The following is a 26,902-nucleotide window of genomic DNA, read 5'->3' as shown; positions in this document are numbered from 1 at the left end:
CTGCAACGCTCGCACTCGAGTCCGAGCCGATGGTCAAGCTTTTGCAGGAAAGCGCGTACCGCGAACTGGTGCTGCGCCAGCGCGTGAACGATGCGGCGCGCGCGCTGCTGCTCGCGTATGCGAGCGGTGCCACGTTGGACCACCTAGGCGCCCTGTTCGATGTCAAGCGGCTGCTCATTTGCGCTGGTGACCCGGAAACTAGACGCGATCCGGTGTATGAGGACTGCGACGATTACCGCGAGCGTATCCAGCTCGCGCCACGCGGCTTCTCAGTCGCCGGCCCGCTTGATGCGTATGTTTTCCACGCGCGCTCGGCCGATGGCCGCGTGCTGTCGGCCGATGCGTACAGCCCATCGCCGTGCGTGATGGTTGTCACGATCCTATCCCGCGAAGGCGACGGCACGGCCAGCGATGAGCTACTTACCGTCGTGCGCGAAGCGCTCGAGAAGAAGCGCCCGCAAACGGACGAAGTGATCGTGCGCAGCGCCAAGATTATCCCCTACACGATTCGTGCCACGCTGAAGTTTTTCAGCGGACCGGACCGCGCGGTGGCGCTGGCTGAAGCGAATCGGTGCACCACGCAATTCGCGCGTGAAATGCATCGCATCGGCCGTGAGGTCACGAAAGACGGGTTGTATGCGTCGATGCGGGTGGCCGGCGTCCAAAAGGTGTTGCTCGACACCCCTGCTGACGGCGTACCAGTAGCCCACGATGAAGCGGCCTATTGCACTGGCATCAAGTTGATCGACGGTGGGGTGGCCAATGAGTGAGCTGCTGCCACCGAACGCGACGCGACTGGAGCGGCGTCTTGCGACAACGAATGCGCGCCTGTCAGACATCGCGGTACCGCTGGGCACGCTGATGAACGCCGATACGGTGCCGCTCACGCTGCTGCCGTGGCTGGCTTGGCACTTGGGCGTTGACACGTGGAAGGACTACTGGCCCGAATCGGTCAAACGCGCGCGTGTGCGCGCTGCGATTCACATTGCTCGCCACAAGGGCACGGCCGAAGCCGTACGGCAAGTATGCGCGTCGTTTGGCGCCCATGTCGCGATGCGTGAATGGTTCGAGCAGACACCGCGGGGCAAGCCCGGCACGTTCGAGATTGTCATGACCGTGGGCGAGCGCGGCGACCTCCCCTGCACGGCACAGTACGTAGCCGACATCATCGCTGAAGTGGATTGTGTCAAGCGCGGCAGTGCGCACTACACCATTACGCAGCACATGGTGCGCACAGGCTCAGTCGGTCTGCGCGCAGCCACCCACCTTGGACTGTACCGGCGTCTTTCTCTTTGCGATAACTAACGATGGCAGGCACCCCGATTACCGTATCTGAGGCTTTCCGGGCCGCGCTCGTGAGCGGCAACCATCAGGGCACCGTCGCACACACGGTCACGCACATCGGTCTGTGCACCGCCGCGTTCGACGCCTCCGGCGCCGCGCTTAAGCAACTGCCGCACGAACTCAAACGCATCGACACGTTTGGTGGCCAGCACGTTGACGCAGCCACAATCCACATCACGATACAAGACAACTCGCCCGACCAGTACGCGCTGTACGGGTTCGGGTTGTATCTGGAAGACGGCACGCTCGCCGCGTACTACAGCCAGCCGGCGGGTGACGGGCCGATCATGGAGAAGTCCCCGGCTGCGACGCTGCTGCTTTCGACCGATATCCAGTTCACGACGATCGACGCCGGCACGCTCGGGTTCGAGTCCGCGTCGTTTGTGAACCCACCGGCCAGCACCGAGCACCAAGGCGTGATCGAGATCGCGACGCAAGCCGAAGTCGATGCGGGCGAAGACGACACGCGCGCCGTGACGCCGCGCACGGCGAACGCGCGGTATGCCCCGCGTGAATGGGTGCTCCGCCATGCGTTGCCGCTGCGTGACGCGCTGGAGCAGAACGTCGATCTGAACACCGTCACGTCAACGGGTATCTACCTGCAGCCCTACACCAGGGGTGCGAGCGTCGAGTTGAACTATCCAGTTGCGTTCGCCGGCAAACTACAAGTCTATGCGCTCTACTGGACAGCCTACCAGACCTACACGGTCTTCAACAGTGGCATCAGCTATACGCGTGTGCGCTACGACCGGACATGGAGCCCTTGGCGCCGAGTGCTGGATGATGGCTCGGACGTCGTGGTAAGCGGCATCGGTGCATTCTGCGGCGCCGTGGGGGACGCGTCGTTACGCACAGCGGCCACCGGCGTGGTGCTCGGCGCGAACGCGGGGGGCGATCTCGTCTTCAAATACACCGAGGCACCGACCCATCACAAGCTGTGGGACATTAAAACTGGCGCGAACGCTTTCGAATGCCGGGCAGTAAACGACGGATGGACCGACGTGAACCGCTGGCTGATCGTCACCCGCGCCGGCCTCGACATCTCGACGGTGGGACTGGCCACAGACGGCGGGCGCGTGCTGATCGGCGAAGGCGCCACCGACGATGGGGCGAGCGCGCTACAGGTGGCCGGTACCGCCACAGCGGCCACGCCGCCGACAGGCGACGTGTCGCACAAACTCGCCACGACGCAGTTTGTCGCCAACGCGATCAGCGAGGCGACCATCGGTCAAATCATCATCGAAGCGCGCACGAGCGTACGGGCAGGCTGCCTGAAACTGGCGGGCGTGTTGATCCAGCGGGACGACTATCCGCAATTGTGGACCTACGCGCAGAGCTGTGGCGCGCTCGTGTCCGAAGACGAATGGCCCGATAACCCGGGATGCTTTTCGACCGGCGACGGTGAGACGACGTTTCGTATCCCCGAGGTGCGCGGCGAGCATCTGCGCTTTTGGGATGACGGGCGCGGCGTTGATTCGGGCCGTGGCATCGGCACGTGGCAGGACAGCCAGAACCGTGCGCATGCGCACGCCGCGACGGCATCGGTCGAAGGTGACCATGTGCACGGCGCCTGGATGGATGAGCGAGGCTGGCACATCCACGCTGTCCACGACCCAGGCCACAATCACACAACAGAAGTGCCATACGGCGGCGGTCACTCACATTTCCGGTCAGTAGTCGGCCCTTATGGAATCGAGGGTTACTACAACACGCATCACACCCTTACAGGCATCTCAATCCATGGTGACGGCAACCACATCCACAACGTTGGCATTGGCAGCGCAGGGAACCACTCTCACACGATCACAGTAAATGACGACGGTGGCACAGAAGCACGCCCGCGCAACATCGCCCTGCTCGCGATGATCCGCGCCTACTAATTGCGATAAAGGTCACCCCCTATGCTGATCCACCAATACGACCACCAAACCGGCCAATACGTCAGCAGCCGCCTGGCTGACCCGGACCCGATCAATCCAACGCGTTGGCTCATCCCGTCTTGCTGCACCGACGTGCCACTGCCGGAGCGCCAGCGCAATCAATGGCCATTTTTCCGCGACGGTGCATGGGTGCTGCTGCCCGACTTTCGCGGCCAGCGCTTGTTCCGCAAAGTCAATGGCGCGGCGGCGGAAATCCTTGCCCCGGGCATCACTGCCGACGACGCGGGACTCACGCCCATCCCGCGCCCCGGTGACGAATATGTGTGGACAGACGACGGCTGGCAGATCGATCCGCGCATCGTCGCGCAGCGCGAGCGCGACGCGGCAATGCGCGAATTTGACCGGCGCATGAGCGAAGCGCAGGCGGCCAACGCGGGCAAAGCCGATGCGTATGCAGCGGGCTTGCTATCCGACGAGCAGGTGGCGCTCTTTAAGGCATGGAGCCATTACCAGATGGAACTCGTCCGCGTGGTCAATGCCGACGACTTTCCGGCCCACGTCCAATGGCCGTCGCCCCCGGATGAACAGGCCATTGTCACCAAAGCGCTATCGGAGCGCGTGCTCTCGCAGGTGCACGAGCAAAAAGCACATCGCGCGTCACACTACGCCGCGCAACATGCCGATGACGCGTCGCTCAACGACGAGCTGGTGCCTGGGCTCGATACGGACAACGCCTCCACGCCCGATGTCTCCGACCGCGAATAACCGACCACTCTTAATCCAGAACTTGCCCCCTAGGCTCCCTTAACCCATAACTTGCCCCAGGAGTATTTGACATGCCGCAGGACTACCACCACGGCGTACGCGTGCTTGAAATCAACGCAGGCACCCGCCCCATTCGCACCGTATCCACCGCTGTTGTCGGCCTAGTGGCCACCGCACCGGATGCCGACCCGAACGCGTTTCCACTCGACACCCCCGTGCTCGTGACCAACGTACAACAAGCCGCCGGCCAAGCCGGTACGCAAGGCACACTCGCCCGCACGCTGGAAGCAATCGCCGCGCAAAGCCAACCGGTCACGATTGTCGTGCGCGTTGCCGAAGGCAAAGACGAAGACGAAACGCAAACCCATGTGATTGGCGGCGTCAACGCAGCCGGCCAGTACACTGGCATGCAGGCGCTGCTTGCCGCGCAAGCGAAATTCGGCGTCAAGCCGCGCATTCTCGGCGCACCTGGCCTGGATACCCAAGCAGTCGCCACCGCACTGGGCACCCTGGCGCAAAAGCTGCGCGGATTCGCGTACGTCGGCACCCACGGCGCGCAGACCAAAGAAGACGCCACCGCGTATCGCAGGCGGTTCAGCCAGCGTGAAATGATGGTGCTTTGGCCGGATTTTCTCGCGTGGGACCCGACCACGAATGTGCCGGACACGCTCGCGGCGAGTGCCGTGGCGCTTGGACTACGCGCCAAAATCGACGAATCTGTCGGCTGGCATAAAACCTTGTCCAACGTCGGCATCAACGGCGTGACAGGCATTAGCCGCGATGTGTTCTGGGATCTGCAGGACCCCGCCACGGACGCCGGTTACTTAAACGAGCAACAAGTGACCACGTTGATCAACCAAACCGGCTACCGGTTTTGGGGATCGCGCACCTGTTCCGATGATCCGCTGTTCGCGTTCGAACACTATACGCGCACGTCGCAGGTGCTGGCCGATACGATGGCCGATGCGCATCTGCTGTACGTCGACAAGCCGCTGCATCCTTCGCTCGTGCGTGACGTGATTGAGGGCATCAACGCGAAATTTCGTGAACTGATTGCGCACGGCTATCTGCTTGGCGGCTCGGCTTGGTACGACGAAACCGTGAACACGCCAGAAACGATGAAGGCAGGCAAGCTGGCCATCGATTACGACTACACGCCGGTTCCGCCCATCGAAAACCTGACACTGCGCCAACGCATCACCGATCGTTATCTTGCCGACTTCGCGTCGCGCGTAGTTGCCTAAAAGGAGTCCCCCATCATGAGCATGCCTCGCAAACTGAAAGGATTTAACTTATTTCACAACGGCACAAATTTCGCCGGCCAAGTCGCGGAAGTCACGCTACCCAAGCTCACCCGCAAAATGGAGGACTACCAGGGCGGCGGCATGAGCGGGCCGATTAAGATCGACTTCGGGCAAGAACCCATTCAGATCGAATGGACCTGCGGCGGCTTGATGCGTGACGTCCTCGCTCAATACGGCATCATGCAACACGACGGCGTGTTGCTACGCTTTGCCGGCGGCTATCAAGCCGAAGACACGCCAAGCGTCGATGCGATCGAGATCGTGATCCGGGGCCGCCATTCGGAAATCGATCCTGGCACGGCAAAGGCAAAGGAAGACACCGCGTTCAAGGTCACCACCGTTGCGAGCTATTACAAATTGTCGATCAATGGCGAAGACATTATCGAAATTGACCTCATCAACATGATGGAAAACATTAACGGCAATAATCTGCTCGCGCCGCTGCGCATGGCAGTGGGCCTGTAATGCGCTTGGCCCGCGCGTGGATCGAAAGCGGGCCTCATTCCCTCTTGACGCAGCACACGGAGTCCCACGTGAAACACGCCCCCACATCGGATAACGAACGCAGCGCAGCTCCGAATCAGGACACACTGCTCACATCGAATCATGAATGCAGCGCAGCCCCCATTCAGGACACACTGCGCAACGATTCCACCCATTCGAACACGCATACGTTAGATACGCCACTGGTACGCGGCAACCAGACCCTTGACGCGATCACGTTGCGCAAGCCGACTGTTGGCGAATTGCGCGGCGCATCACTGTCCGATCTGATCAATCTAGAGGTGGCCGCGCTGCAAAAGGTGCTTCCCCGTATTAGCTCACCGACGCTCACCGAGCACGATGTGGCCAACCTCGATCCAGCAGACCTCATCATGCTAGGAGGCATTTTTGCGAGTTTTTTGATGCCGAAGGCCGTCAAATCGAAACTGGACTCCCCGAGCGCGTAGAAGACCCGATGGCCGACATTGCCACGGTGTTTGGCTGGACGCCGGCGACGATGCAGGACTTTAGCATCACGGAATTGATGGACTGGCGTGAGCGAGCGCGCCAACGCAGCACGAGCGAATAGCGATGGACCCTACCCAAAACCTGCGTGTGATGGCTGACATGGTTGAGAAGCTTACCCAGCCGCTCAAAGCTGCGCTCACCGGTCGCCGCGGCGTGGCGCGCTCGCTCAACGACACGCGGCGCGCGTTGGCCGAGATGGGCAAGACGCAACAGCACATTGCCCAGTTTCGCGCGTTGCGTGGCGCGTTGGCCGCTACCGCGTCGCAGCTTGATGTCACCCGCGCGCGCGTCACGGCGCTCGCCGCTACGCTGCGCGCGGGCGGACCGCCGTCGCGCCAGATGCTGGCCGAGTTTCATCAAGCCAAGCGCAGCGCCGCGCAGCTGGCGACCGTGCATGACGCACAAGTCGCGCGCGTGCAGGCGTTGCGCAGCCAGCTGGCGCACGCAGGCGTGAGCACCCGCCAGCTCGTGCACCACGAACGCACGTTGCGCGCGAGTATTGCGTCAACCACCGCGTCAATGAACCAGCAGCTCAGCAAGCTTGATGCGCTCAATGCACGCAAGAAGCGCCTCGCCGAAGTCCGCCGGCATCGGCATGACACAGGCAGGATGCTTGATGGATCTGCCCGTTGGCGCGCGGACGAGGACCCCATCGATTATCTGCGCCTCAAGTTGGGTCGTGCCCGTCATTGGCTCAGCGAAGCGATACACGCTGAGCGCGAGGCCATGCGCATTGATGTCCTCGGCGCAGGCCAGCCTGTCAGCGCAAACGCGATGACATTTGCCCGTGAAATGAAGACGGTGGGCGTTTCGATCAGCGAACGCTTGACGATGATGCGCAAAGCGCTGCCGATTCTTGGCAACGAGCACGATGCCCAAATGGCTCTGCCGGCCCTGTCAAAAGTGAAGTTTTTGAACGAAGTCATGTTTGACGCCGACGACGCGCGCGCGAACACACAAACTTTCATGACCATGCTGCCGATCATTCAGCAGCGCGGCAGCATGCGGCACATCTCGACCTTTGAGCGTGAGGCGAGCACGATGCGGCAGATGCTCACCGCAACCCAAGCACGGGTTGGCGTTGACCAGTGGCGCGCGTTTATACAAGCCGGCGGTGCCGCGGCCAAGCAGTTGCGCGACGACGCATTCTTCTTTCAAATGGAGCCGCTGATTGACGCCATGCATGGCCACGCGGCCGGCGCCGGACTGACGGCCGCATACAACCATCTCTACGAGGGTAAGACCACGCCGGCGGCCGCCAAGCAGATGATTGCGCTGGGCCTACTTAACCCAAAGAAGATCGAGTACACGAAGCTTGGCGCGATCAAAGCGTTCCAGCCCGATGCGCTGGCCGGCAGTGAGATTCTTAAAGCGTCGCCGTTTGAATGGCTTGAACAAGTGCTGTTACCGAAGCTGCGGGCCCACGGTATCACGGACCCTGACAAGATCAAGAACGTCATTCCGACGATTCTGCCCGATCGTGCCGCCGCAGAATTCTTCTCGACCCTGTACAGACTGCGTACGGCGATCCACCACAATGCGCAGTTAGGCGTGGGCATAGACGGGATCGACGCGCTGCATACCAACGCACTACAGATTACAAGAGGCCGCGAGGTGGCCGCGCTCGCCCAGTTGCGCGATCTGATGCATGAAACCGGGCAGCACATTTTACCGATGTACAACGAGGCACTGGCGTACACCACTGCGTTGACTGAGAAGTGGCTAACCTTCATGCGCGAGCACCCAGCGCAAAGCAAGGTGGTCGTTCAAGCGCTTGCCGGCGTCGCCGCGATACTGGCCGCCATCAGCACGTTGAGCGTCGCGCTCGCCGGCATACTTGCGCCGTTAGCCATCATCAAATACAGCCTCGCGACGCTCGGTCTACAAGGCGGCACCCTGTCACGCCTACTCGGCACGTTGCTCAAAGCGTGGCGGCTCCTGGGACACGGCATCATGCTCGTCGGTCGCGTGCTGCTGGCGAATCCAATCGGCTTGGCAATCACTGCCATTGCGTTCGCTGCCTTCCAAATTTATCGGTATTGGGGACCCATTCAAGGCTTTTTTAGCGACTTGTGGGAGCGGGTTCAGCAAACATTCGACGGTGCCCTATCTAACCTCACCGCACGGATCGGTCAGTGCTCGCCGCTATCCCTGTTTAAACAGGCGTTCACAGCGGTACTGCAATGGTTCGATTCCGACCTGCCAGCAACATTCTGGGAGTTCGGCGCAAAGCTGATGTCGCAGTGGGTGACCGGTATCCGAAGCCAACTTGCCGCCGTTAAGGAGACGATCACCGAGGTCGCCAACAGGACGGTCGAATGGTTCCAGGACAAGCTTCGCGAGCTTGGCGCTCTCCTGCGTTGGGCATGCAACGGCGGCCTTATGGAAATCGGCACGTGGTTCATCGACGGGTCGCCCATTGGCTTGTTTTATCGGGCGTTCGCGGCCGTGCTGCAATGGTTCGGCATCGATTTACCGAAGAAATTTTCTCAATTTGGTGTGAATGTGATGTTGGGGTTGGCCAACGGGATCAAGAGTCAACTGGGGGCCGTGAAAGACGCGATCACCGAGGTGGCCAACAGTACCGTCACGTGGTTCAAAGAACGGCTTGGCATGCATAGTCCAAGCCGCATCTTCGGCGAGCTTGGCGGCTTCATCGGTCAGGGCGCGGCGCGCGGCATCGAAGGCGAGCAATCGCGCGTCGCCCGTGCGGCGCTGGCGCTGGCGAGCGTGGCCGCCAGCGCGTTTGCCGCGCCGGCCGTGGGGGCAAGCGCATTTTCCACGTCAGCTTTCGGCGCAGCGGTTGTCAATCAGTCGACCGTACCGTTCGTGCGCGCCAGCGTGCCGATCGATGCCCGTGCGTCTGTCACACGCGCCTCTGCCGCGGCCAGCGCCGAGCCCATTGCGTCATCGATCGTCATTCATGTTCATCCGCCGGCCGGCGCGGATACGGCCGACATCGCGCGCATGGTGCGTGCGGAATTCGAGCGCGCGCAACGAGCGAAGTTGTCACGCGCTGGCTCGCGGCTGTCCGACTAGGGTAAGGAGCCACCACCGATGATGATGTCGCTCGATCAGTTCGTGTTTGGACTGAAAACCGTACCGTATCGTGAATTACAGCGCCAGCGTAGTTGGAAACATCGCACGACCTCGCGCGTAGGCGCACGCGACGGCAGTCAGTACACCGGTATCGGCGAAGATACGATTACGTTGAACGGTCTGCTTGCGCCGGATAACGGCATCGGTACCACCGCCTCGTTGGCGCAACTGGTGCGCATGGCCGACGCCGGCCACGCGTACGTGCTAGTCGATGGCATCGGCCACGTGTATGGCGCATTCGTCATCGACAGCCTAAGAGAGACGGCAAGCTATCACACCCGGGCTGGTATCGCGCGACGCATCGAATTTAGCCTGACCATCAAGCGCGTGGACGAGCGGCAACTGGCGAGCGTGCATGACGCGATCTCGAGCCAACGCGTGACAAATGAGCAATGAGCGGACCCCGAGGCACGCGTATGCAACCGCAGCCGGACTATCGCATCACGCTGGACGGACGCGACCTGTCGCGCGTCATCGCCCCCCATTTGGTGAACCTGACACTGTCGGAGTCGCGCGCCGATGAAGCCGATACGGTTGAACTCGTGCTGGACGACTCTTGTAATACCTTTGCGGTCCCGAAGCGCGGCGCGCTGATTCACGTCGCGATCGGATGGACGGGTGAGCCGCTGGTGGATAAGCACTCGTTCACGGTGGACGAAATCGAGCATAGCGGCGCACCGGACCTGCTCACGATCCGTGCACGTTCGGCCTCGATGACGAACGCACTGCGCGAGCGGCGCGAGCATAGCTGGCATCACCAGACGCTGGGCTCGATCGTCCACACGATCGCAGCGCGCCATGCGTTAAAGCCCACCATCGCCGATGCGCTCGCGCCCATCACAATCGCACACATCGATCAGACACACGAGTCAGACATGTCGTTTCTCACGCGCTTGGCCAAGCGCTACGACGCGGTGATGAACATCAAGGATCAGCATCTGCTTTTGATGCCCATTGGTAGCGGCACGACGGCAAGCGGCAAGCCACTGCGCGACATTGTGCTCACGCGTGCAAGCGGCGATCAACACCGATATTGCATCGTGCAACGTGAATCGTACACGGCGGTGCGCGCATATTGGCATTCAAACGGTCAGGCCAAGCGCCGGTCGGTCCTCGTCGGCGATGACAATAGTCGCAGCATCAAAGTGCTGCCTGAAGACTACCCAAGTGAAGCCGAGGCCCGTGCCGCAGCCCAAGCCGAGCACGCGCGCGCGCAGCGCTCACAGGCGACGCTGAGCTACACGCTCGCGCATGGTCGTGCTGAGCTTTTTGTGGAAGTGCCCATCACGCTTGCTGGGTTTAAGCCAGAGATCGACGCGACGCCGTGGCTGATCAAGCAAGTGACGCATACGATCGGTGAGACGGGATTCACGTCAGCACTTGAGCTGGAGGTGCGCAGTGGTCCAGCGACCGCGTAGCCTCGTGCGCACGCGCGCAAAGACCGGCCGTAACCGTGGCAACGAAGATGGGCGCCGCGTCAATGGACTGCAGCGGCCCACCCCCAACTCACCTAACGATCCATGCGATACGGTCGCCGTCGCCACGCCGCGGTATGGGATGTGCGATGTGTGATGGTGATGTGCGGGCACCTTGATACCGCGAGGCGACGCAATCAATCGTTTGGGTATTAGCCTATCGGTCTATATGACTATTGGTCTATATGACTATCAGCCTATATGACTATAGACCTATACGACTATCGGCTTATATCACTATCGGCTTATGACTATCGGCCTATATGCCACCACGAGAAAGCGAGCCGCTTCGCATATCGCAGTAGCCCAGCGCATCGCCGATGTTTAAGCTGACCGCTGGCGTCGGGTCGCGTGCAGCCGCCCACGCAAGTCGCACCCGGCGCATTGTCGTGCGGCGTCAATGCATCGCGCACATTACGTAGATTTTCCATCGCTTCGAGCGCGGTCTCCAGGACGAGTCCGACTGACTTCATCGCGTTATCAATTTCGGCGCGAGCGTCGCGGCACACATCGTCGCGCTCATCCAAGTAAAATCGCGTTGACAGCATCGGAGCGCAAGCGCCCGCATGGCGCTCAGCATTCGTAGCGGTTGCATCCGCGCCATGACTGCGCTTTGGATTTCTATACATTCTTCCAAACTCCTATTTAGCGCTTACAAATAGGGCCGCCTTGCACGAAGCAACGCCTCGAAATAGACGCCCCTCGACTCGCTGAATCAGGCACAGCGGAGCGGAACTGTAGACGCTCCTTATTCAGTCTCATCACGGTGAACGGCTAGAGGCGACAGATAGATACGGAAGCGAAAATACTGTTTGCGACTGAGGGCAGTGACCAGCCCTGAACCCAAGCGACAACGCATGGCCGCGTCGCGCGCGCGATATCACTTATTCGATTTTTTTGCTCTTGCGGCACGCTCGGCGCGCAATCGCTTGATGTGCGCGATGGCCCGCTCGATGTTCTCGGCAGTGCGCTGATCGAACGCTGCGCGCCGATGCTCGGCTAGACGTTTCGCGCGACGCGGAACGGCAGACACAAGCATCGCACTCGAATTGAAGCAAGTGGACAAAAACGCGTGTAATGCTGCCTTGCCTGCTTCATTGAGTGCTCTGTAGCTTTCAATCAACTCCTGTTCTTCGGTGTCGAATTCGCTGCTTGTCGCTGCTTCACCCGCTTCGTCAGAAGCCTGTCTTGTGCCCCTCAATACATAGAGCAGGTCAACGCCAAGTTCCGCCACCGCGCTCAAATACTTGGCATCGGGCGACCTTTCGTCCGATTCATAGTGGGATTGAGCACGCCGCAGGACTCCCCCGATCGCCGCAAATTCCTCCTGGCTGAGCCCAAGCCGTAAACGCTCTTCCCGGAGACGCGCGCCTATTGTGTTCATTTGCACCCATAATATATTGACGAGCCTTTTTGGTCGCATTACACTAGGTTAACCGTAATGCAAGACTAGGCATCAAAGTATACCGATCATGACTACCGTTAAAGGCCCGCGCCGCTCCCCGCGCGGCGCATTGTCGGGTACATCCGTGTACGTAGGGCTCACGCCTCTTGAGCGCGCGGAGCTTGAGCAGATCGCAGCAGCACGTCACCGTTCAATCTCCAGCATGGCGCGCGAATTGATTTGCATTGGCAAGCGTCACGTTCAAGACGACCCTGGGTCTTCCGTTCCTAACACTGGCCCATGAATCGAGTCGCACGCATGTCTGCCAAGCTAAAACATGTTTTTAGCCATGGGCACGAGCGCACCCTGTATCTCGTATCGAGTGAGACGAAATGCGAACACTGAACCGTTGTCCACATTGCCGTACACGCGCCAAAGCGCGCAGCAGCCGTGAAATGTCGCTGACGTTTCGCGAAGTAACCTACCAGTGCGATAACCCCGATTGCGGCCACACGTATATTGTCAATATGGAGTTTGCGCGCACTTTGTCGCCCTCCGCGATGCCGGACTTGTCGCTGAGCTTGCCGCTGTCATCACACGTGCGCGAGCGCCTGGCGCAGCAACTTAAGCTACCCGTCTCGATTTAAACACTGTCTCCAGTTCCCCTCGTATCGCCCCTATAGGGTGCGAGGGGCTTTCTTTGCCCAAAAAAGGAGTTTGCATGGCGACCCTGGCTGCTACCCCGCTTGTTCTGCCATTTGATCCCGCATCGTTGCCAATGGAAAAGCGCTGTGAATATCTACACAAGCTTTGGAGCGCCGATGTCGATCCATTTGTGTTCGTCGGTATTGCCCGCCGGCTGGGCTACGGGCTGTGCTGTCACTGGGATATCACAGCCGATATGCCGTTACTCGCGCCTGACCTCAGGATCCTCCACTAAAGAGGTCAATGGCTGATTTGCTTTTTTTCTTCTAATTTAAGAAGAAGTACTAAACATTGTAAAGGTATTGTCCAGCCATGATGTTTCAAGGTAATGCTAACCATCTCAAATGGCGTTGCTGAGCCTCGCGAAATTGTCAACGACTAACAGGCCTGCGCACGATGACAGGAACGCATCGTCATCTGGCTCACCGTCGCTGTGCCACGGCGAGCGATCTAAGACATAACACCGCCATCACAAGCACGACTGTGAACATTGAGCACCAACACGTGCACGTTTGTCACGGATTCAATGACGCAATAAGGGCCGCGCTACGGTGGAGCGGGACGTGCAACGGCTGCCATTGAGTGAAGAACAACTTTGGGAAGACTCCGACATGAAGGGATGACAAAGGACGAACGGCACACCGCGATCGCTGTAGCGGCTAGCACCGTTGGCGTCGATTGCGATCAGGTCAGTTTGGCACGCTAACGCACGCTTGTGAGATATGTCACCGTGCCAGGCCATTGACCAACACGCGTATCGCCAGCCAGCTGCGCGCTAAGCGCTGTCATTTTGCGCGCCAACGATTGGCCATGCGCGCGATACCCCTTTGCCTGAACCTGAGCAACACGCGTAACGATGGCATCACTTGACGAATTGAAACGACTGATTGATTTACACGACCTTGCCAATCGGCTCGGGCTCAAACGCGGCCACGGCGGTGACAAGGCACTGTATCACTCGCCGTTGCACGAGGACAAGAACCCGTCACTGTCCATTTACGTCAACCACGCCAAATACGGCACGGGCTGGCGTGACCATAGCGCCAACGTCGGTGGCTCCTGCGTGGATCTGGTGATGCACGCGCGTGGCGGCAGCGTGGCCGATGCCATTCGCTACCTGCACGACGCTTATGCGATTCCCATTGAGCGGCCAGCCCAGTTGGAGCGTCGCGAGAAGTCGAGCGTTGAATACATCGCCGAGCGCTGCTTGAGTGCACGCGAGCGTGTGCGCGAATACTTGGGTCGTCGTGGCATTTCAGATGCCGCGATGACGGCGGCCATCAGCGCCCGCACGCTTGGCTTCAATGACTGGACAAGCGCCAAGATTCCAGCCGGCGAAGTAGGCCACGGTGGGCCGGCCGCCGCGTTCATTGTCCGGGCCCCGGACGAGCGCCACATCGTGGCCGTGGATATGCGTTACGCTGATCCGGCTTTGAACGGCCACGTCAAGGCACAAACGCAAGGTGACAAGTCTGGCTACGGTTGGACGGCCGATGCGCGCAAGCTCGACCGGGCCAAGCGCGTAATCGTCGTTGAGAGCGCAATCAATGCCCTGTCGATCGACACCTGCGACATACCGGGCACCGCCGCCTTCGCGCTACGCGGGCTCGCCAACGTTGACCGGATCGACTTTGCCTTCTTGCGCGGCAAGCAAATCGTGATTTGCCTGGACAACGATGAGCCATTCCCGAGCGACCACCCACGCGCCGGCCAGCGCCCCGGTCCGGAGGCCGCGTGGGCGCTGTATGAACGCCTCACCGCGTTAAACATCAGTGCCGTGCTCGTCGATCAGCGTCAATGGCTCGCGGATCTCGCCGACGGGGAGACGGAGCAAAAGCCAATTAATGACGTCAACGATTACTTACAGCTGCGCGGTCCGCGCGAGCTACAGCGCGCGCTCGAGCAGTACGAACCGTGGCTCATCGCCGGTCTGCCCGGCGATGACAGCCGCCGCGGCCGTGCGCGCGTCTTCCTGCCGTCGCACGACTTCGCACAATACTGGCGCTTTCGCGTGCGCCCTGACTTCACAAGCTATATCGCGAAAATGGAGCGTCATGAAGAGAGCGGTGTCGAGACGCCGGTGATGACCGACTTGTGCGGGTTTCGCATTGCCGGCATCTCGCGCGTGTGCGTCGCCAGCGCCAATTCGACGATGACGGGCGATCCCGACCAAGCACCCACGGTGTACTTTGCCGTATCGGTGCAGGCGCCGCGTCACGGCGCGACACTGATCCGCCGCGTGATGCTGGATGGCCAACTGCATAACACCGACCAGTGGGCCAAATTCGGACCGATTTGGGCGCCAGCCCCGTTCAAACGCATGGTCAACATTCTCGAGCGCGGCGCGGATCTCGGCGCACGCCAGGCGGCCAATTTTGTTGGGCTCGCGTGGCAAAACGGCCGTCTGATCGTCAACGAAGGACCAGACTGTTATTTTACGGACGCCGACAAGCAGTGTCCGTATCATAATCTGACGTTCCCGTCCGGGCCTGCGAGCGATGCACGTCGTGTGATTGCCGCCTATCAGCACACATTCAAGCAGAACGCCGCTGCCATGGCGCTCGTCTGGGCGCTGGGCGGCCACCTGAAGGCGCTGCTCGGCTTTTGGCCACACATGACGGTGCAGGCCGACAAGGGCGCGGGTAAATCGACGCTGATCAAGCGGCTCGAACGCACGCTGGCGTTCACGATGTTCTCCGGACAGAGCCTGCAAACGGAATTTCGGCTGCTCACGAGCATCAGCTACACCAGCCACCCGGTCGGATGGGAAGAAATCTCCGCGCGCGGCCAGGACGTGATTAATAAAGCTGTCGGGTTGCTGCAAGAGAATTACCAATACACCGTCACGCGCCGCGGTTCGGACATGACCGAATACCTGCTGTGTGCGCCCGTGATGCTGGCCGGTGAAGATGTGCCCGTGCGCAGTCTGCTCGGCAAGCTTGTGCGCACGACGCTGACCGGCAAGAAAGGCCCCATGCTGCCCGACGATCTGCCTCGCTTCCCGGTGCGTCAGTGGCTCGAATGCCTCGCTGGCCTCAATCGACGCGACGTACTGGAACAGTATCGCGCGGTGCGCGAGCTTGCGCTCGCCACCAGTCGCGCGAGTGGCGCCGACGACGGCGCATTGCGCATGGCTGGCAACTACGCGGCGCTTCTGCTCGCTTGGCGCTACCTGTGTGAATTCGCCGGGATGGACCGCAGCGAAGGCGCGTTCGAGCACGACCTGATTGCCGAGATGAACCACCATGTCGCCGAAACAAGCACTGATCGCGAACCGTGGATCTGGATTATGGAAACGGTGCTGTCCGAAATTGATGGCGGCCACTACAAGCATCCGTACACGTTCGACGTAGTCGATGGCCAATTGTGTCTGTTGCTGCGCACGGGCCATGCGATGGATCACATTGCGCACACCAGCAGCTTGCGCGAGAAATGGAACAGCCTGCCGGTGAAGTCGGACCGGGTGTTTAAACGCCAATTGCAACACGCAGGCGTCGTGGTCGGCGAAAAGGAAGTGGAGCGACGCATCTACATGCGCCGCGTACCGTATCTGACACCGGTGTCGCTTGAGCGGCTAGCCGGCTTCGGTCTGCATGTCTCGGTGCACGAAGATCTCGCGACCGACGCAGTGGAACAGCGCAGCCGCACATGACATGCGCTACCCAATCACACGACTCGCGCCGCGTTTTGTCGGCACGCACGGTGGCTGGCGGCAGAGTGGCCAGCGGCCCGGCCACTGTCGTGCCTGTACGAACCGTTCACGCACGTCGTCCCGGACAGGCAAGCCGACACGCGCTGGGCCATGCCGCCAACGTCAATCAATCGTGGATGTTAGACGTTGGTGAACGTAACCCATTGATTCTTGAAGGGATTGACACCATGAGTTGCCCCGTGTTTGCCATCAATGATGCGCGTTTTGCCACGAGTCCGTTTGGGACGGCTGACCCGCTGTCTTTTTTCTTCTTTTTCTTTAAATTATTGATAGAAAAGAAAAAACAAGCGTGCAAAGAAAAGGCACTAGCCGCCCAGGCGCGCCACGAGTCAGGCGTGCTTTGCCACCATTTCCCGACGCTGCCTATTTTTTAGGCCATGCGTTCCACCCGTCACATATGCGTAATTCATGGCATCGGATGGCGAACAATTCCTTTTAAATCAAAAATTTACTGACATGACCCAAGCTTACCCATGGATCCACGTGTACGCTGCGTGGGTTCCCCACCCTAGACCATTTTGGAGAGTAGCGGATGAAAACGATAGATCTGGTGCAAGCCGCAGCCCTACTTGGCGCGCATCCTGAGACCGTGCGCCTGAAAGCGAAGGCAGGCGAGTTGCCGGGCCGCAAGGTTGGCAAGCGATGGATGTTTTCGACGATTGCGTTGCAGCACTACCTTGCCGGAGAATGGATGCCACGGGTTGTGCAGAGCGATCGTCACGGAGAAGTGGAAAAATGTCGCTCTACAAACGAGATAGAAGTCCCAATTGGTACTACAAGCTATACCCGCCTGGAGGCGGAAAGCCGTTACAGGGCAGCACTGGCACCCGCGACAAAGCCAAAGCCCAGGAATTCCACGACCGCTTGAAGGCGAGCCTGTGGGATCGCGTCAAACTCGGTCACAGGCCGCACTATACGTGGAACGAGGCAGTATTGGAGTACGTTGCCGATCGCGAAGGCATGGCGAGCATCGAAACGACCAAAACACACCTGCGCTGGCTTGACAAGCACTTGTCTGGTGTACGTTTGGTTGACATCGATCGCGAGCGAATCGATGCGATCGCGCGCATTAAGCGCCAAGAACCGCGTGTCATCCGCACGCGTTACGGCGAGCAGGCGACGGGCCGCACGGTGAGCGAAGGCACCGTGCGGCGAGTCATCGGCGTACTCGTCGCTGTATTGAATGCCGCCGTCGAGCGCGGTTGGCTGGACCGCGCGCCGGTTCGCAAGCCCGTCAAGTTAGTGTCGAAACGCATTCGATGGCTCACCGCTGCTGAAGCCGACCGGCTACTCGCCGAGCTGCCGGAACATCTCGCGGACATGGCACAGTTCAGTCTCGAAACGGGACTGCGCCGCGCCAATGTCACGGGATTACAGTGGCCGCAGATTGACCTTGTGCGTCGTGTCGCGTGGATTCATCCGGACCAGGCGAAGGCGCGCAAGGCCATTACCGTGCCGCTATCCGACACGGCGGTCGCGGTGTTGCAACGCCAGTTACCGAAAAAGCGCAAGGTTGAACATGTTGAAAGCGTGTTTGTGTACCAAGGTGCGCCGGTGCGTCAGACAGCTACAGCGGCGTGGAAAAAAGCGCTCAAGCGCGCCGGCATCCGCGACTTCCGCTGGCACGACTTGCGGCATACCTGGGCGAGTTGGCACGTGCAGCGTGGCACGCCGTTGCAGGTGCTGAAGGAATTGGGCGGATGGCAAACGCTGGAGATGGTGCAGCGCTACGCGCACCTGTCGGCCGACCACCTGATGCAATGGGTGACGCCGCTCACGAAGCTACACGACGAACCGACAGGAACAACTGGACCGATTGAACCGACAATAGCGACGTGGCAGTCAATGCCTGCGTCGTCAACATGACTGCGTGGCGGTCAATGGCGTCTTGCTCCTCTGCGTCTGCCCCGCGATGGCGATCCACCAGCCCATTATTCGTCGCCGGCTAATTCACCGTAGCACAAGCTGTCTGAGTACAGCGCCGTTAAGTTAGCTTTGACAGCGTGTTCTGAATCTCTTCCAGCTTGGTCATCATATAGGAAACCTGGTCGCCCAGATCGCCAGCTAATTTAAACAGAGGTCGGCGACCTAGCTGCGCAATGCCTCGTTGATGACCGCCATCGGCAGTTGATGCCGCGTCACTAGCTCAAACAGCAGATCGGCATGGCGATTCGAGTACGAGAGGTAGCCGACCTCATCAATCACAAGAACGTCGGACGCAGCATAGCGACGCAAGCGTCGGCGCAGCGTTGAACCGCTATCGAGCGCCGCAAGCTCGCCCAGCATGTTGCCGGCGGTGGTAAACAGTACCGCGTGTCCATGCCCGAGCGCGAACGTGTGCAGTATCTATTGAGGGATTTTGGGAAGCAATGTTTGCTTGTCTGCCTTGTACCGAGTTTTCAAGGATTAGTTCGGGAAAACTGGACGGTTGCCAGCGGCAGAAACAGGGTAAGCGGCGAATCGGGCAAAGCAATGAAGCTGTGATGTCGGTAGAAGGCAGCTACCGCCTTGTCCTTGGCATCCACCATCAAAGCATAGGCGGCAATCTCCGAGCGTGCGGCACGGTCGAGCGCGTCGGCCAGTAACGCCCCCCCTAAGCCTCGCCCCTTAAATTCCCGATCGACAGCCAAGCGGCCCATGCGAACGGCGGGCACGGTCGGATAGCGTGGCAACTTCTTGCTGATACTGGCTGGAAGATCGGCCAGCAGCAGGCTTGCCGATGCCAATGTGTAGTAGCCTGCAATACGATTTTTATCCGCTAAGGCCACAAAACAGGCTGCCATACGGCGGCGAACGTCCTGGCTGACTTGCTCCCGTAGATAACGGTCTAGCGGGTCCGAGCCACTATTGAACGCGGCCCGATCATAGGTGACATCCAGCGGCGCGAGTCGGAACGGTGCGTCGCTCATTCGGCGCGCAAAAGTTTATTGCGACGGGAAAAAGCGCGTTTCAAAGCGGGCGATGGTTGCGGCGGTGACAGCAGCGCTTGGGCAAAGCACTCTTGATCGGCCAAGGACAGGCGGATGACTTCGGCTTGCTCGATGGCGCGTTGTGCGGCGTCCTGGACGGCAGACACAACGAAGTCCGTCATGGTACGTCCCTGAAGCTCAGCGGCGCGCTTAAGCATCGAATGTAAATCGGTACTGATCCGGGCTTCGAGACGGGCGGTAGAGATAGCTGCGGGCATCGTATTATCCTCCTGAGACAATGATACGGCAATTTGCCGTACAAATCCATCTCTTATGTGAGTTGACTAGCCCATTGAGCCAATTGAATCGCACCGAGGCTAATAGTGCCTGGGCAAAATGAATCTGAGTGAAGCCGAGCGCGAAGCGTTACTGTCGATGCAACGCAGCTGAACGATGGCCGGTGGACAGGTCAGTCGTGAAGTTGTCTCGACATCCTTGTGGGGCAGTTTGCCCCACGCTTCATCGGTAATGCAGGCACCCATTGGGTGGCACTGGGTCAAGCGAGCGCGAGCGTCAGATGCCCGACCGGCTCGGCCGCCGGCCGCACCTTTATTTCGATGTCATAGCCGAGGCGGTTCAAACAGTCCATCAGCTTGCGCTCAGACAGATTGGTAAAGTCACCACGCATCATTCCTGACACTTTCGGTTGCGGCACGCCCATGCGTTTGGCCGCCTCTTGTTGTGTCAGCCCGAGGGCGCGCATTGCCTTCCTGATCTCGACCACCAGGCCGGTCTTGATCTTAAGCTTTTCGGCATCGGGCAGTCCAAGGTCGGCAAAGACGTTGCCTGAACTGCGCTGAACCTCGACGCCTTTAATGATTCGTTTTTGCATTTCGTAGCTCCCGTGCCCATGCTTCGGCTACTTTCAGCCGAGCGCGAATGATGTCGATGTCTGCCTTCGGCGTGGAGATCCCGCTCTTGCTCTTCTTCTGAAAGCAATGTAGGACGAACACCGCTTCCGCAATTCACCGTGTAGACGGCCCGGTACGTGCCGCCAGCATCATCCTCGACTACCTCTAGCACGCCGGCGCCGCCGAGACCTTTGAGCACTTTTACAGCGTCATCTTGATCGCCCCTCTGCGCCAACGACAGCGCATAACCGAAACGCCTGCGCACCTCGGGTGGCAACGCCATCAGATCCTTGTAGCTGCTCGCGATTCATCCAAGCGGTTTTTCTTTGTCAGACATGGAAACAATTTATACCTGTTCAGGTAAAATGGCAAGCACTGCGCCTTACAGAGCAGAAGTCGCCAAACAATTATTTGGCGATGTCACTGCGCGAGAGTCGGGATTGCCGCCTTGAGAAAGGCAAAACGTGTGTGACAAACCATTCACGAACACGGTTTGCTGGAACATCGCCGTGTCGCCGGACACGGGTTAGTCCGCGCGCATGTTCCTTGCATTGCAAGGCGGCCGCCGCAAGGGCAAGCTTTCCCGTTTCATTGAAGAGGCCGTGCGTACTTATATTTTTGAAAAACGACTTACGGCACGCCTGGGCGAGTTGGCACGTGCAGCGCGGCACGTCGTTGCACGTGCTGGAGGAATTGGGCGGATGGGAAACGATGGAGATGGTGCAGCGGTACGCGCACCTGTCATGCCGACCACTTGATGCAATGGGTGACGCCGCTTAAGAAGCTCTACGACGAACGAAAGTTAGCTGTATTTTAGCTACACCGGGAGTAACCCGGCGGGAGGGAATCGCCGAAAACCGTTGTCCAGCTTGGCGCGCCCGGCTGGGATCGAACCAGCAACCCCTGCCTTCGGAGGGCAGTACTCTATCCATTGAGCTACGGGCGCATCGCCTTGAAAGGCATCCGAGGAAAGCGGACGCCAAAGCAGTCCAAAAGTATAACGCAACTCGACTGCATCGTCTATCCGATGCGCGGGAATGCCTGCCCGGCCATTGCGGTCCTGCACTGATTCCTGGTCAAGGTGCGCTTAAGCGCGCGGGAAGCGCCGTCACACCCCGTTTCTTTGCGTCTATAATCGATCGACAGTTGTTATCGGCAGTCGTTCTGGTAGGCCCTACCGTTCGCTACCACGCTTTACCGAATCCATTATTAGAGAGACGAGACAGCATGAGCGAAGCACACGAAGCCCCGATCAAGAATCCGAAGCAGCTCATCGCGCTGGTCATTGCCAGTTTTGCGCTCCCGGTCATCGTCATTGCGTTGCTCGTCCATTATGTGGACAACGCCACCCGCACCGGTGCTGGCACCGACGGGTTGTCGCACGAGCAGGTTTCCCGCCGTATCGCCCCCGTCGCCCGCGTGGAGGTCCGCCCAGATCAAGGCCAAGGCGCGCCCGACACATTGGCCGCGGCGCTAGCCCCGGCTGCTGCAACGCCATCCGCAGCGGTAATAAGTAGCAACAGCACGCAAGCCGCCGCAGCCGCAATCGCAGCGATTCCTTCCGCACCGCCGCCTGGCAGCGCCGCCACGTCCGCGAGCGCGGACGCCGCGCAAGCCGGCAAGGCGCTGTACCAACAGGTCTGCCAAGCGTGCCATGCTGCCGGCGTAGCCGGCGCACCGAAGCTCGGTGACAAGGCGGCCTGGGCACCACGGCTAAAGGAGTCGATGGACACTGTCTACCACTACGCGCTGCACGGCAAAGGTGCGATGCCGCCCAAAGGCGGCTCGAATGCTTCCGATGCCGACGTGAAGGCGGCCGTCGACTATATGGTAAGCACAGTCAAGTAGCCGGATCGGCACTGAGCGACGCAGCCAGTCCATCGCCGGGCCCATGCGACGCGTCGGCTGCCCGCGACGCGCCGCTGTGTTAGCATCCCCGATCCCAGCGAACCACATCGTTCGACGCGACGCATCTGTGCAGCGCGCGTCGTCGCCCTCCGCTACACCCCATGTATGGCCTAAATCCCGCGCAAAGTGCCGCCGTCACCTATCTCGACGGCCCCTGCCTCGTGCTCGCCGGCGCCGGCAGCGGCAAAACGCGTGTCATCACGCAGAAGATCGCCCATCTGATCGAGGCAAAAGGCTTTGAGCCACGTCACATTGCAGCAGTCACCTTCACGAACAAGGCGGCAGCCGAAATGCGCGAACGGGTCGGCAAGCTGCTCGAGGGCAAAACGCTGACGACGCCCGGCAAGGAAGGCCGCAAAGTGCCCGTCAATCAGCTGACGGTATGCACATTCCATTCACTGGGCGTGCAGATCCTGCGTCAGGAAGCGGCCCATGTCGGCTTGAAGCCACAATTCTCGATCATGGACGCGGACGATTGCTTCGCCATGATCCAGGAGCAGATCGGCACGACGGACAAGGGTCTGATTCGCAGGATCCAGTCAATCATCTCGCTGTGGAAAAACGGCATGGTCACGCCGGAACAGGCCAGTGTGCTCGCGCAGAACGAGGACGAGATGCAGGCGGCAATCGTGTTCCGTCATTACGCGGCGACGCTGCACGCGTATCAGGCGGTAGACTTCGATGACTTGATTCGGCTGCCCACGGAATTGTTCCGCGACAATGAGCCGGTGCGCGACAAATGGCAGAACCGGCTGCGCTACCTGCTGGTGGACGAATACCAGGACACCAACACGTGCCAGTACGAGCTGCTGAAGCTGCTCGCCGGCCCGCGCGCGGCGTTCACGGCAGTCGGCGACGATGACCAGGCGATCTACGGCTGGCGCGGCGCGACATTGGAGAACCTGGCGCAATTGCAAGTGGACTTTCCCCGTCTGAAGGTCATCAAACTCGAGCAAAACTACCGCTCGACGGTGCGCATCCTGAACGCCGCGAATAGCGTGATCGCGCAAAACCCGAAGCTGTTCGAAAAGAAGCTGTGGTCCGAGCATGGCATGGGTGACACCATTACCGTGACGCCATGCAATGACGAGGAGCACGAGGCGGAATCGGTGGTGTTCCGCCTGTCGGCGCACAAGTTCGAGCGCCGCACGCAATTTCGTGATTATGCGATCCTATACCGGGGCAACTTCCAGGCCCGGATCTTCGAGCAGGTGCTGCGCCGCGAGCGTATCCCGTACGTGCTGTCGGGCGGACAGTCATTCTTCGATCGCGCCGAAATCAAGGACATCTGCGCCTATCTCCGGCTGATCGCTAACCACGACGACGATCCGGCGTTCATCCGCGCAATCACCACGCCGCGCCGCGGCGTAGGCAACACGACGCTGGAGGCGCTCGGTTCGTTTGCCGGTCAGGCGAAGGTGTCGCTGTTCGAGGCAGTTTATATGGGCGGCATCGAGGCGCGGCTGTCGCCGCGTCAAGTCGAGCCATTGCGGGTGTTCTGCGATTTTATTCAGCGCATCGCGGCACGGGCCGGCACCGACCCGGCAACGACGCTGCTGGATGATTTGATGGAAGCCATCCATTACGAAGCGTACCTGTATGACGCATTCGACGAGCGCCAGGCGCAGACCAAGTGGACAAACGTGCTCGAGTTCCTCGAATGGCTCAAGAAGAAGGGCACGAAACCGGAGCGCGACGCCACGCTCGGTGGATCCGGCACGCCGCGCGACGAAGACGCCGACGACGATGACGATGACGAACAACACGCATACGGCTACGAGAATGCGGACGGACTGGCCGATACCGGCAAGAACCTGCTGAGTTTAATTCAGACCGTCGCGCTGATGTCAATGCTCGATGGCAAGGACGAGGATCCGGACGCGGTACGCCTGTCTACCGTCCATGCGTCGAAGGGCCTCGAGTATCCACATGTGTTTTTGGTGGGCGTTGAGGAAGGCATTCTTCCGCACCGCGGTGGCGCCGATGACGAGCCGATCGACGACGCGCGGATCGAGGAAGAGCGCCGCTTGATGTATGTCGCAATCACACGCGCACAGCGCAGCCTGCATCTGAACTATTGCAAGAAGCGAAAGCGCGCGAGGGAGACGCTCGTGTGCGAGCCGTCCCGCTTCATTGCGGAAATGCGTCTGGACGATGCGCCACCGCCCACGCCGGATGAAGCACCGATGACCCCCAAGGACCGGCTGGCGAGCCTGAAGGCGCTGCTGCAGAAACAGCCAGGCTGAACACCGTCACGTCACGCCGCGCATCACGTCCGCATTGAAGAAAAGAGGGGATGCCATGCCGCAGCTTCGTGTCGGTCTGATTGGATAGGGCTATGCCGGCCAGACGCTCCATGCACCGCTGCCGGTCAGCGCCTGTGATGCGGCCTCGGTATCCTCGGCAGCGCGTCAACCTTCGGCTTGCTGGATGGTTCATCGGCCCGGTCGTGATGACCGTGTTGATGACGTTGTGGCGCGATTGGGCTGATTGACACAGCGGCGCGCGGCGCGCACAATCGCCACGCGCGCCGGGAGAGCGTGCCGGCTTGGTGCGACGAATCACAAGCCGGTGCCGCCGAAGGGGCAACCCACAAACTCTCAGGCAAAAGGACCGTGCGCGCCGGACCGCCGACTCGTCGTCGCGCGCCGCGCCGCCCGTCGGCGCGTGTGCGCCAACCGGTCGGCACCGCACTCTGGAGAGCGGTAGTAGCAGCCGTGCGCGTGCAAACGCAGCGGCGCAAGCTACCCACCGAAGGGGCGCGCGCCGATGCGTGGCAGGCAAGCCGCGCGGCGCAATCTCTCAGGTACCGAGGACAGAGGGGTCATGCATGCATCCACCGCTGCCCGGATGCTCGTGCGCCTTTTTGTGTTCGCGCTACCGAGAGCTTTCATGACTCAACTCAAGACCACCCCGCTCAACGCGGTCCATCGTGCGCTCCATGCACGCATGGTCGACTTCGGCGGCTGGGACATGCCGGTGAACTATGGCTCGCAGATTGACGAGCACCGCGCGGTGCGCAGCGACGCCGGCATGTTCGACGTGTCGCACATGTGCGTCGTGGATATCGCCGGCGCTGGCGCACGGGCGTTTCTGCGCATGGCATTGGCCAACAATGTCGACAAGCTGCAAACGCCGGGTCGGGCACTGTACTCGTGCATGCTGAACGCAAGCGGCGGGGTGGTCGACGATCTGATCGTGTACTACTTCGCCGACGATGCGTTCCGCGTCGTAGTCAACGCCGGTACCGCGGACAAGGACATCGGCTGGCTCGGGCAACTCAACGCGGAAGGCAGCTTCGGCGTCACGCTGACGCCGCGCCGGGACCTGGCGATCCTCGCCGTGCAAGGCCCGAATGCGCGAGTGAAGGTTGGGCAGGCCGTGCCGGCGGTGCAGCAGCCGGGCGAAGCGCTCAAGCCCTTTAACGCCGCGCGTGTGGACGGCACGCCGTTCGGTGCACTGATGGTCGCCCGCACCGGCTATACCGGCGAGGACGGCTTCGAACTCATTGTCGAGGCTGCGCACGTGCAAGCATTGTGGCAAGCGCTCGCCGCGCAGGGCGTTAAGCCATGCGGCCTGGGCGCACGCGATACGCTGCGGCTGGAAGCCGGCATGAATCTGTACGGGCAGGACATGGACGAAAACGTGTCGCCGCTTGACGCCGGCCTCGCGTGGACCGTCGATTTGTCAGGCGAGCGCGATTTCGTCGGCAGCGCGGCGCTGCGCGCACAAGGTCAGCGCGCGTCGTTCGTGGGCCTGGTGCTGGACAAAGACCCGCAGGGCAAGCCGGCGGGTATCCTGCGTGCACACCAGAAGGTGCTCACTGCACACGGCGACGGCGAGGTCACCAGTGGCACGTTCTCGCCGTCGTTGCAGCAATCCATCGCATTGGCGCGTGTGCCGACAGCCGTGTCGGCCGGCGACACAGTACAGGTCATGATCCGCGACAAGGCGTTGCCCGCGCGGGTGGTTAAACTGCCGTTCGTGCGCCACGGCAAGCCGCTCATCTGACGCGGCGCGCCGCCACCGCCAAGCGCCGGGCACGGTTCGCCTGCGCCGCGCCGGAGCACACCGATTCACGACCTCAACGATATTAGGAGCCACCCATGACTATCCCGGCCGAACTCAAATACACCGAATCTCATGAGTGGATTCGCAAGGAAGACGACGGCACGCTCACCATCGGCATCACCGACCACGCGCAGGAAGCGCTGGGCGACGTCGTGTTCCTCGAACTCCCGGAAGCCGGCAAGCAGGTCGAGGCCGGCGACGCGATCGCAGTGATCGAGTCAGTCAAGGCGGCCTCCGACATCTATGCACCGGTTGCCGGCGAGATCGTCGAGTCCAATGACGCGCTGATCAGTGCGCCGGACCAGGTCAACGGCGCGCCGTACGAGTCCTGGTTATTCCGTATCAAGCCCGCGGACACCGCCGCGATGGACTCATTGCTCGACGCGGCCGCGTACGGCCAGGCGATCGGCGCCTGATTGACCTC

At 60.6% G+C, this 26,902-nt stretch carries 24 protein-coding genes, 1 tRNA gene, 5 pseudogenes and 2 riboswitches; of the genes and pseudogenes, 23 read left to right on the top strand and 7 right to left on the bottom strand.

Annotated features, from left to right (window positions below):
* The 11 genes from KPG66_RS00625 to KPG66_RS00575 form a co-directional block, all read left to right on the top strand.
* Positions 1 to 770, top strand: a 770-nt coding sequence (locus tag KPG66_RS00625) for a baseplate J/gp47 family protein (protein WP_237069715.1), incomplete at its 5' end; no start/stop codon positions are given.
* Positions 763 to 1,305 carry a phage tail protein I gene (locus KPG66_RS00620; protein WP_237069714.1) on the top strand — a complete coding sequence of 181 codons (543 nt, stop codon included), beginning with the start codon at positions 763 to 765 and terminating at the stop codon, positions 1,303 to 1,305. The genes KPG66_RS00625 and KPG66_RS00620, both read left to right, overlap by 8 nt.
* A gap of 2 nt (positions 1,306 to 1,307) precedes the next feature.
* Positions 1,308 to 3,224: a hypothetical protein gene (locus tag KPG66_RS00615; protein WP_237069713.1), complete on the top strand. Its 1,917-nt coding sequence runs from the start codon at positions 1,308 to 1,310 to the stop codon at positions 3,222 to 3,224.
* 21 nt (positions 3,225 to 3,245) lie between these two features.
* Positions 3,246 to 3,989, top strand: a complete 744-nt coding sequence (locus KPG66_RS00610) for a tail fiber assembly protein (protein ID WP_237069712.1) — start codon at positions 3,246 to 3,248, stop codon at positions 3,987 to 3,989.
* Between the two features lie 71 nt (positions 3,990 to 4,060).
* Positions 4,061 to 5,233: a phage tail sheath protein gene (locus KPG66_RS00605; RefSeq protein ID WP_237069711.1), complete on the top strand. Its 1,173-nt coding sequence runs from the start codon at positions 4,061 to 4,063 to the stop codon at positions 5,231 to 5,233.
* A gap of 15 nt (positions 5,234 to 5,248) precedes the next feature.
* Positions 5,249 to 5,758 carry a phage major tail tube protein gene (locus KPG66_RS00600; protein ID WP_237069710.1) on the top strand — a complete coding sequence of 170 codons (510 nt, stop codon included), beginning with the start codon at positions 5,249 to 5,251 and terminating at the stop codon, positions 5,756 to 5,758.
* A 161-nt stretch (positions 5,759 to 5,919) separates the two neighbouring features.
* Positions 5,920 to 6,243, top strand: a complete 324-nt coding sequence (locus tag KPG66_RS00595) for a phage tail assembly protein (protein ID WP_237069720.1) — start codon at positions 5,920 to 5,922, stop codon at positions 6,241 to 6,243.
* A gap of 8 nt (positions 6,244 to 6,251) precedes the next feature.
* The gene (locus KPG66_RS00590; protein ID WP_237069709.1) at positions 6,252 to 6,365 is read left to right on the top strand and encodes a GpE family phage tail protein; all 114 of its coding nucleotides are present in this window, start codon (positions 6,252 to 6,254) and stop codon (positions 6,363 to 6,365) included.
* Between the two features lie 2 nt (positions 6,366 to 6,367).
* Positions 6,368 to 9,343 (top strand): hypothetical protein, encoded by a 2,976-nt coding sequence (locus tag KPG66_RS00585; protein ID WP_237069708.1) that lies wholly within the window; start codon positions 6,368 to 6,370, stop codon positions 9,341 to 9,343.
* An 18-nt stretch (positions 9,344 to 9,361) separates the two neighbouring features.
* Positions 9,362 to 9,799, top strand: coding sequence for a phage tail protein (locus KPG66_RS00580; RefSeq protein ID WP_013433946.1), 438 nt, complete (start codon positions 9,362 to 9,364; stop codon positions 9,797 to 9,799).
* On the top strand, positions 9,796 to 10,821 hold the full coding sequence (locus tag KPG66_RS00575; RefSeq protein ID WP_013433945.1) for a phage late control D family protein: 1,026 nt from the start codon (positions 9,796 to 9,798) through the stop codon (positions 10,819 to 10,821). The genes KPG66_RS00580 and KPG66_RS00575 overlap by 4 nt, the downstream gene beginning before the upstream one ends.
* A 937-nt stretch (positions 10,822 to 11,758) precedes the next feature.
* On the opposite strand, the gene KPG66_RS00570 is transcribed toward KPG66_RS00575, so the two are convergent.
* Positions 11,759 to 12,262: a helix-turn-helix domain-containing protein gene (locus KPG66_RS00570; RefSeq protein WP_237069707.1), complete on the bottom strand. Its 504-nt coding sequence runs from the start codon at positions 12,260 to 12,262 to the stop codon at positions 11,759 to 11,761.
* 392 nt (positions 12,263 to 12,654) lie between these two features.
* On the opposite strand from KPG66_RS00570, the gene KPG66_RS00560 reads away from it, so the two are divergent.
* From KPG66_RS00560 to KPG66_RS00535, 6 genes and pseudogenes are all read left to right on the top strand, one after another.
* Positions 12,655 to 12,909, top strand: a complete 255-nt coding sequence (locus tag KPG66_RS00560) for an ogr/Delta-like zinc finger family protein (protein ID WP_013433939.1) — start codon at positions 12,655 to 12,657, stop codon at positions 12,907 to 12,909.
* A 74-nt stretch (positions 12,910 to 12,983) separates the two neighbouring features.
* A complete protein-coding gene (locus KPG66_RS00555; RefSeq protein WP_237069706.1) occupies positions 12,984 to 13,202 on the top strand; it encodes a hypothetical protein in 219 nt (72 codons plus the stop codon).
* 621 nt (positions 13,203 to 13,823) lie between these two features.
* Positions 13,824 to 16,619: a toprim domain-containing protein gene (locus tag KPG66_RS00550; RefSeq protein WP_013433937.1), complete on the top strand. Its 2,796-nt coding sequence runs from the start codon at positions 13,824 to 13,826 to the stop codon at positions 16,617 to 16,619.
* Between the two features lie 227 nt (positions 16,620 to 16,846).
* Entirely contained in the window at positions 16,847 to 17,053 is a 207-nt protein-coding gene (locus KPG66_RS00545) for a hypothetical protein (protein WP_162145540.1), read from the top strand.
* 158 nt (positions 17,054 to 17,211) lie between these two features.
* Positions 17,212 to 17,349 (top strand): annotated as a pseudogene (locus KPG66_RS17515) (helix-turn-helix domain-containing protein); the annotation flags it as partial.
* 65 nt (positions 17,350 to 17,414) lie between these two features.
* Positions 17,415 to 18,545, top strand: coding sequence for a tyrosine-type recombinase/integrase (locus KPG66_RS00535; RefSeq protein WP_083813410.1), 1,131 nt, complete (start codon positions 17,415 to 17,417; stop codon positions 18,543 to 18,545).
* Positions 18,546 to 18,812: 267 nt separating this feature from the next.
* Here the strand turns inward: KPG66_RS00535 and KPG66_RS00530 are convergent.
* From KPG66_RS00530 to KPG66_RS00510, 5 genes and pseudogenes are all read right to left on the bottom strand, one after another.
* Positions 18,813 to 19,010 (bottom strand): annotated as a pseudogene (locus KPG66_RS00530) (ATP-binding protein); the annotation flags it as partial.
* A 68-nt stretch (positions 19,011 to 19,078) separates the two neighbouring features.
* Complete coding sequence (locus tag KPG66_RS00525; RefSeq protein ID WP_013433933.1) at positions 19,079 to 19,588, bottom strand: GNAT family N-acetyltransferase; 510 nt, start codon at positions 19,586 to 19,588, stop codon at positions 19,079 to 19,081.
* Positions 19,585 to 19,866, bottom strand: a complete 282-nt coding sequence (locus tag KPG66_RS00520) for a type II toxin-antitoxin system TacA family antitoxin (RefSeq protein ID WP_041752945.1) — start codon at positions 19,864 to 19,866, stop codon at positions 19,585 to 19,587. The genes KPG66_RS00525 and KPG66_RS00520 overlap by 4 nt, the downstream gene beginning before the upstream one ends.
* Before the next feature lie 278 nt (positions 19,867 to 20,144).
* Positions 20,145 to 20,480 carry a helix-turn-helix domain-containing protein gene (locus tag KPG66_RS00515; RefSeq protein ID WP_013433931.1) on the bottom strand — a complete coding sequence of 112 codons (336 nt, stop codon included), beginning with the start codon at positions 20,478 to 20,480 and terminating at the stop codon, positions 20,145 to 20,147.
* Positions 20,461 to 20,782 (bottom strand): annotated as a pseudogene (locus KPG66_RS00510) (type II toxin-antitoxin system RelE/ParE family toxin). The gene KPG66_RS00515 and the pseudogene KPG66_RS00510 overlap by 20 nt, the downstream one beginning before the upstream one ends.
* A gap of 256 nt (positions 20,783 to 21,038) precedes the next feature.
* Between KPG66_RS00510 and KPG66_RS17835 the strand changes: the two are divergent.
* Positions 21,039 to 21,092: pseudogene (locus tag KPG66_RS17835) on the top strand (hypothetical protein); the annotation flags it as partial.
* Positions 21,073 to 21,316: pseudogene (locus tag KPG66_RS17830) on the top strand (tyrosine-type recombinase/integrase); the annotation flags it as partial. The pseudogenes KPG66_RS17835 and KPG66_RS17830, both read left to right, overlap by 20 nt.
* 53 nt (positions 21,317 to 21,369) lie before the next feature.
* Here KPG66_RS17830 and KPG66_RS00500 read toward each other — a convergent pair.
* Positions 21,370 to 21,445: transfer RNA gene (locus KPG66_RS00500), tRNA-Arg, on the bottom strand.
* Between the two features lie 281 nt (positions 21,446 to 21,726).
* On the opposite strand from KPG66_RS00500, the gene KPG66_RS00495 reads away from it, so the two are divergent.
* The 4 genes from KPG66_RS00495 (at position 21,727) to gcvH (ending at position 26,894) form a co-directional block, all read left to right on the top strand.
* On the top strand, positions 21,727 to 22,347 hold the full coding sequence (locus KPG66_RS00495; protein ID WP_237069705.1) for a c-type cytochrome: 621 nt from the start codon (positions 21,727 to 21,729) through the stop codon (positions 22,345 to 22,347).
* Positions 22,348 to 22,508: 161 nt separating this feature from the next.
* Positions 22,509 to 24,653: a UvrD-helicase domain-containing protein gene (locus KPG66_RS00490; protein WP_237069704.1), complete on the top strand. Its 2,145-nt coding sequence runs from the start codon at positions 22,509 to 22,511 to the stop codon at positions 24,651 to 24,653.
* Between the two features lie 275 nt (positions 24,654 to 24,928).
* Positions 24,929 to 25,032, top strand: a riboswitch (glycine riboswitch).
* Between the two features lie 60 nt (positions 25,033 to 25,092).
* Positions 25,093 to 25,236: riboswitch (glycine riboswitch) on the top strand.
* A gap of 63 nt (positions 25,237 to 25,299) precedes the next feature.
* On the top strand, positions 25,300 to 26,418 hold the full coding sequence (gene gcvT, locus KPG66_RS00485) for a glycine cleavage system aminomethyltransferase GcvT (protein WP_237069703.1): 1,119 nt from the start codon (positions 25,300 to 25,302) through the stop codon (positions 26,416 to 26,418).
* A gap of 95 nt (positions 26,419 to 26,513) precedes the next feature.
* A complete protein-coding gene (gene gcvH, locus KPG66_RS00480) occupies positions 26,514 to 26,894 on the top strand; it encodes a glycine cleavage system protein GcvH (protein WP_013433925.1) in 381 nt (126 codons plus the stop codon).
* Positions 26,895 to 26,902: the final 8 nt, after the last annotated feature.

Source organism: Mycetohabitans sp. B2 (genome assembly GCF_021733735.1).
GTDB lineage: Bacteria > Pseudomonadota > Gammaproteobacteria > Burkholderiales > Burkholderiaceae > Mycetohabitans > Mycetohabitans rhizoxinica.
Note: the sequence above shows the minus strand (reverse complement) of the source record. Positions and strands in the feature narration are given on the sequence as shown.

Bases quoted from the DNA above. Each gene is read 5' to 3' on its own strand.
- KPG66_RS00620 (WP_237069714.1), top strand. From the start codon at position 763: ATGAGTGAGCTGCTGCCACCGAACGCGACGCGACTGGAGCGGCGTCTT.
- KPG66_RS00615 (WP_237069713.1), top strand. From the start codon at position 1,308: ATGGCAGGCACCCCGATTACCGTATCTGAGGCTTTCCGGGCCGCGCTC.
- KPG66_RS00610 (WP_237069712.1), top strand. From the start codon at position 3,246: ATGCTGATCCACCAATACGACCACCAAACCGGCCAATACGTCAGCAGC.
- KPG66_RS00605 (WP_237069711.1), top strand. From the start codon at position 4,061: ATGCCGCAGGACTACCACCACGGCGTACGCGTGCTTGAAATCAACGCA.
- KPG66_RS00600 (WP_237069710.1), top strand. From the start codon at position 5,249: ATGAGCATGCCTCGCAAACTGAAAGGATTTAACTTATTTCACAACGGC.
- KPG66_RS00590 (WP_237069709.1), top strand. From the start codon at position 6,252: ATGGCCGACATTGCCACGGTGTTTGGCTGGACGCCGGCGACGATGCAG.
- KPG66_RS00585 (WP_237069708.1), top strand. From the start codon at position 6,368: ATGGACCCTACCCAAAACCTGCGTGTGATGGCTGACATGGTTGAGAAG.
- KPG66_RS00580 (WP_013433946.1), top strand. From the start codon at position 9,362: ATGATGATGTCGCTCGATCAGTTCGTGTTTGGACTGAAAACCGTACCG.
- KPG66_RS00575 (WP_013433945.1), top strand. From the start codon at position 9,796: ATGAGCGGACCCCGAGGCACGCGTATGCAACCGCAGCCGGACTATCGC.
- KPG66_RS00570 (WP_237069707.1), bottom strand. From the start codon at position 12,262: ATGAACACAATAGGCGCGCGTCTCCGGGAAGAGCGTTTACGGCTTGGG.
- KPG66_RS00560 (WP_013433939.1), top strand. From the start codon at position 12,655: ATGCGAACACTGAACCGTTGTCCACATTGCCGTACACGCGCCAAAGCG.
- KPG66_RS00555 (WP_237069706.1), top strand. From the start codon at position 12,984: ATGGCGACCCTGGCTGCTACCCCGCTTGTTCTGCCATTTGATCCCGCA.
- KPG66_RS00550 (WP_013433937.1), top strand. From the start codon at position 13,824: ATGGCATCACTTGACGAATTGAAACGACTGATTGATTTACACGACCTT.
- KPG66_RS00545 (WP_162145540.1), top strand. From the start codon at position 16,847: ATGAGTTGCCCCGTGTTTGCCATCAATGATGCGCGTTTTGCCACGAGT.
- KPG66_RS00535 (WP_083813410.1), top strand. From the start codon at position 17,415: ATGTCGCTCTACAAACGAGATAGAAGTCCCAATTGGTACTACAAGCTA.
- KPG66_RS00525 (WP_013433933.1), bottom strand. From the start codon at position 19,588: ATGAGCGACGCACCGTTCCGACTCGCGCCGCTGGATGTCACCTATGAT.
- KPG66_RS00520 (WP_041752945.1), bottom strand. From the start codon at position 19,866: ATGCCCGCAGCTATCTCTACCGCCCGTCTCGAAGCCCGGATCAGTACC.
- KPG66_RS00515 (WP_013433931.1), bottom strand. From the start codon at position 20,480: ATGCAAAAACGAATCATTAAAGGCGTCGAGGTTCAGCGCAGTTCAGGC.
- KPG66_RS00495 (WP_237069705.1), top strand. From the start codon at position 21,727: ATGAGCGAAGCACACGAAGCCCCGATCAAGAATCCGAAGCAGCTCATC.
- KPG66_RS00490 (WP_237069704.1), top strand. From the start codon at position 22,509: ATGTATGGCCTAAATCCCGCGCAAAGTGCCGCCGTCACCTATCTCGAC.
- gcvT (WP_237069703.1), top strand. From the start codon at position 25,300: ATGACTCAACTCAAGACCACCCCGCTCAACGCGGTCCATCGTGCGCTC.
- gcvH (WP_013433925.1), top strand. From the start codon at position 26,514: ATGACTATCCCGGCCGAACTCAAATACACCGAATCTCATGAGTGGATT.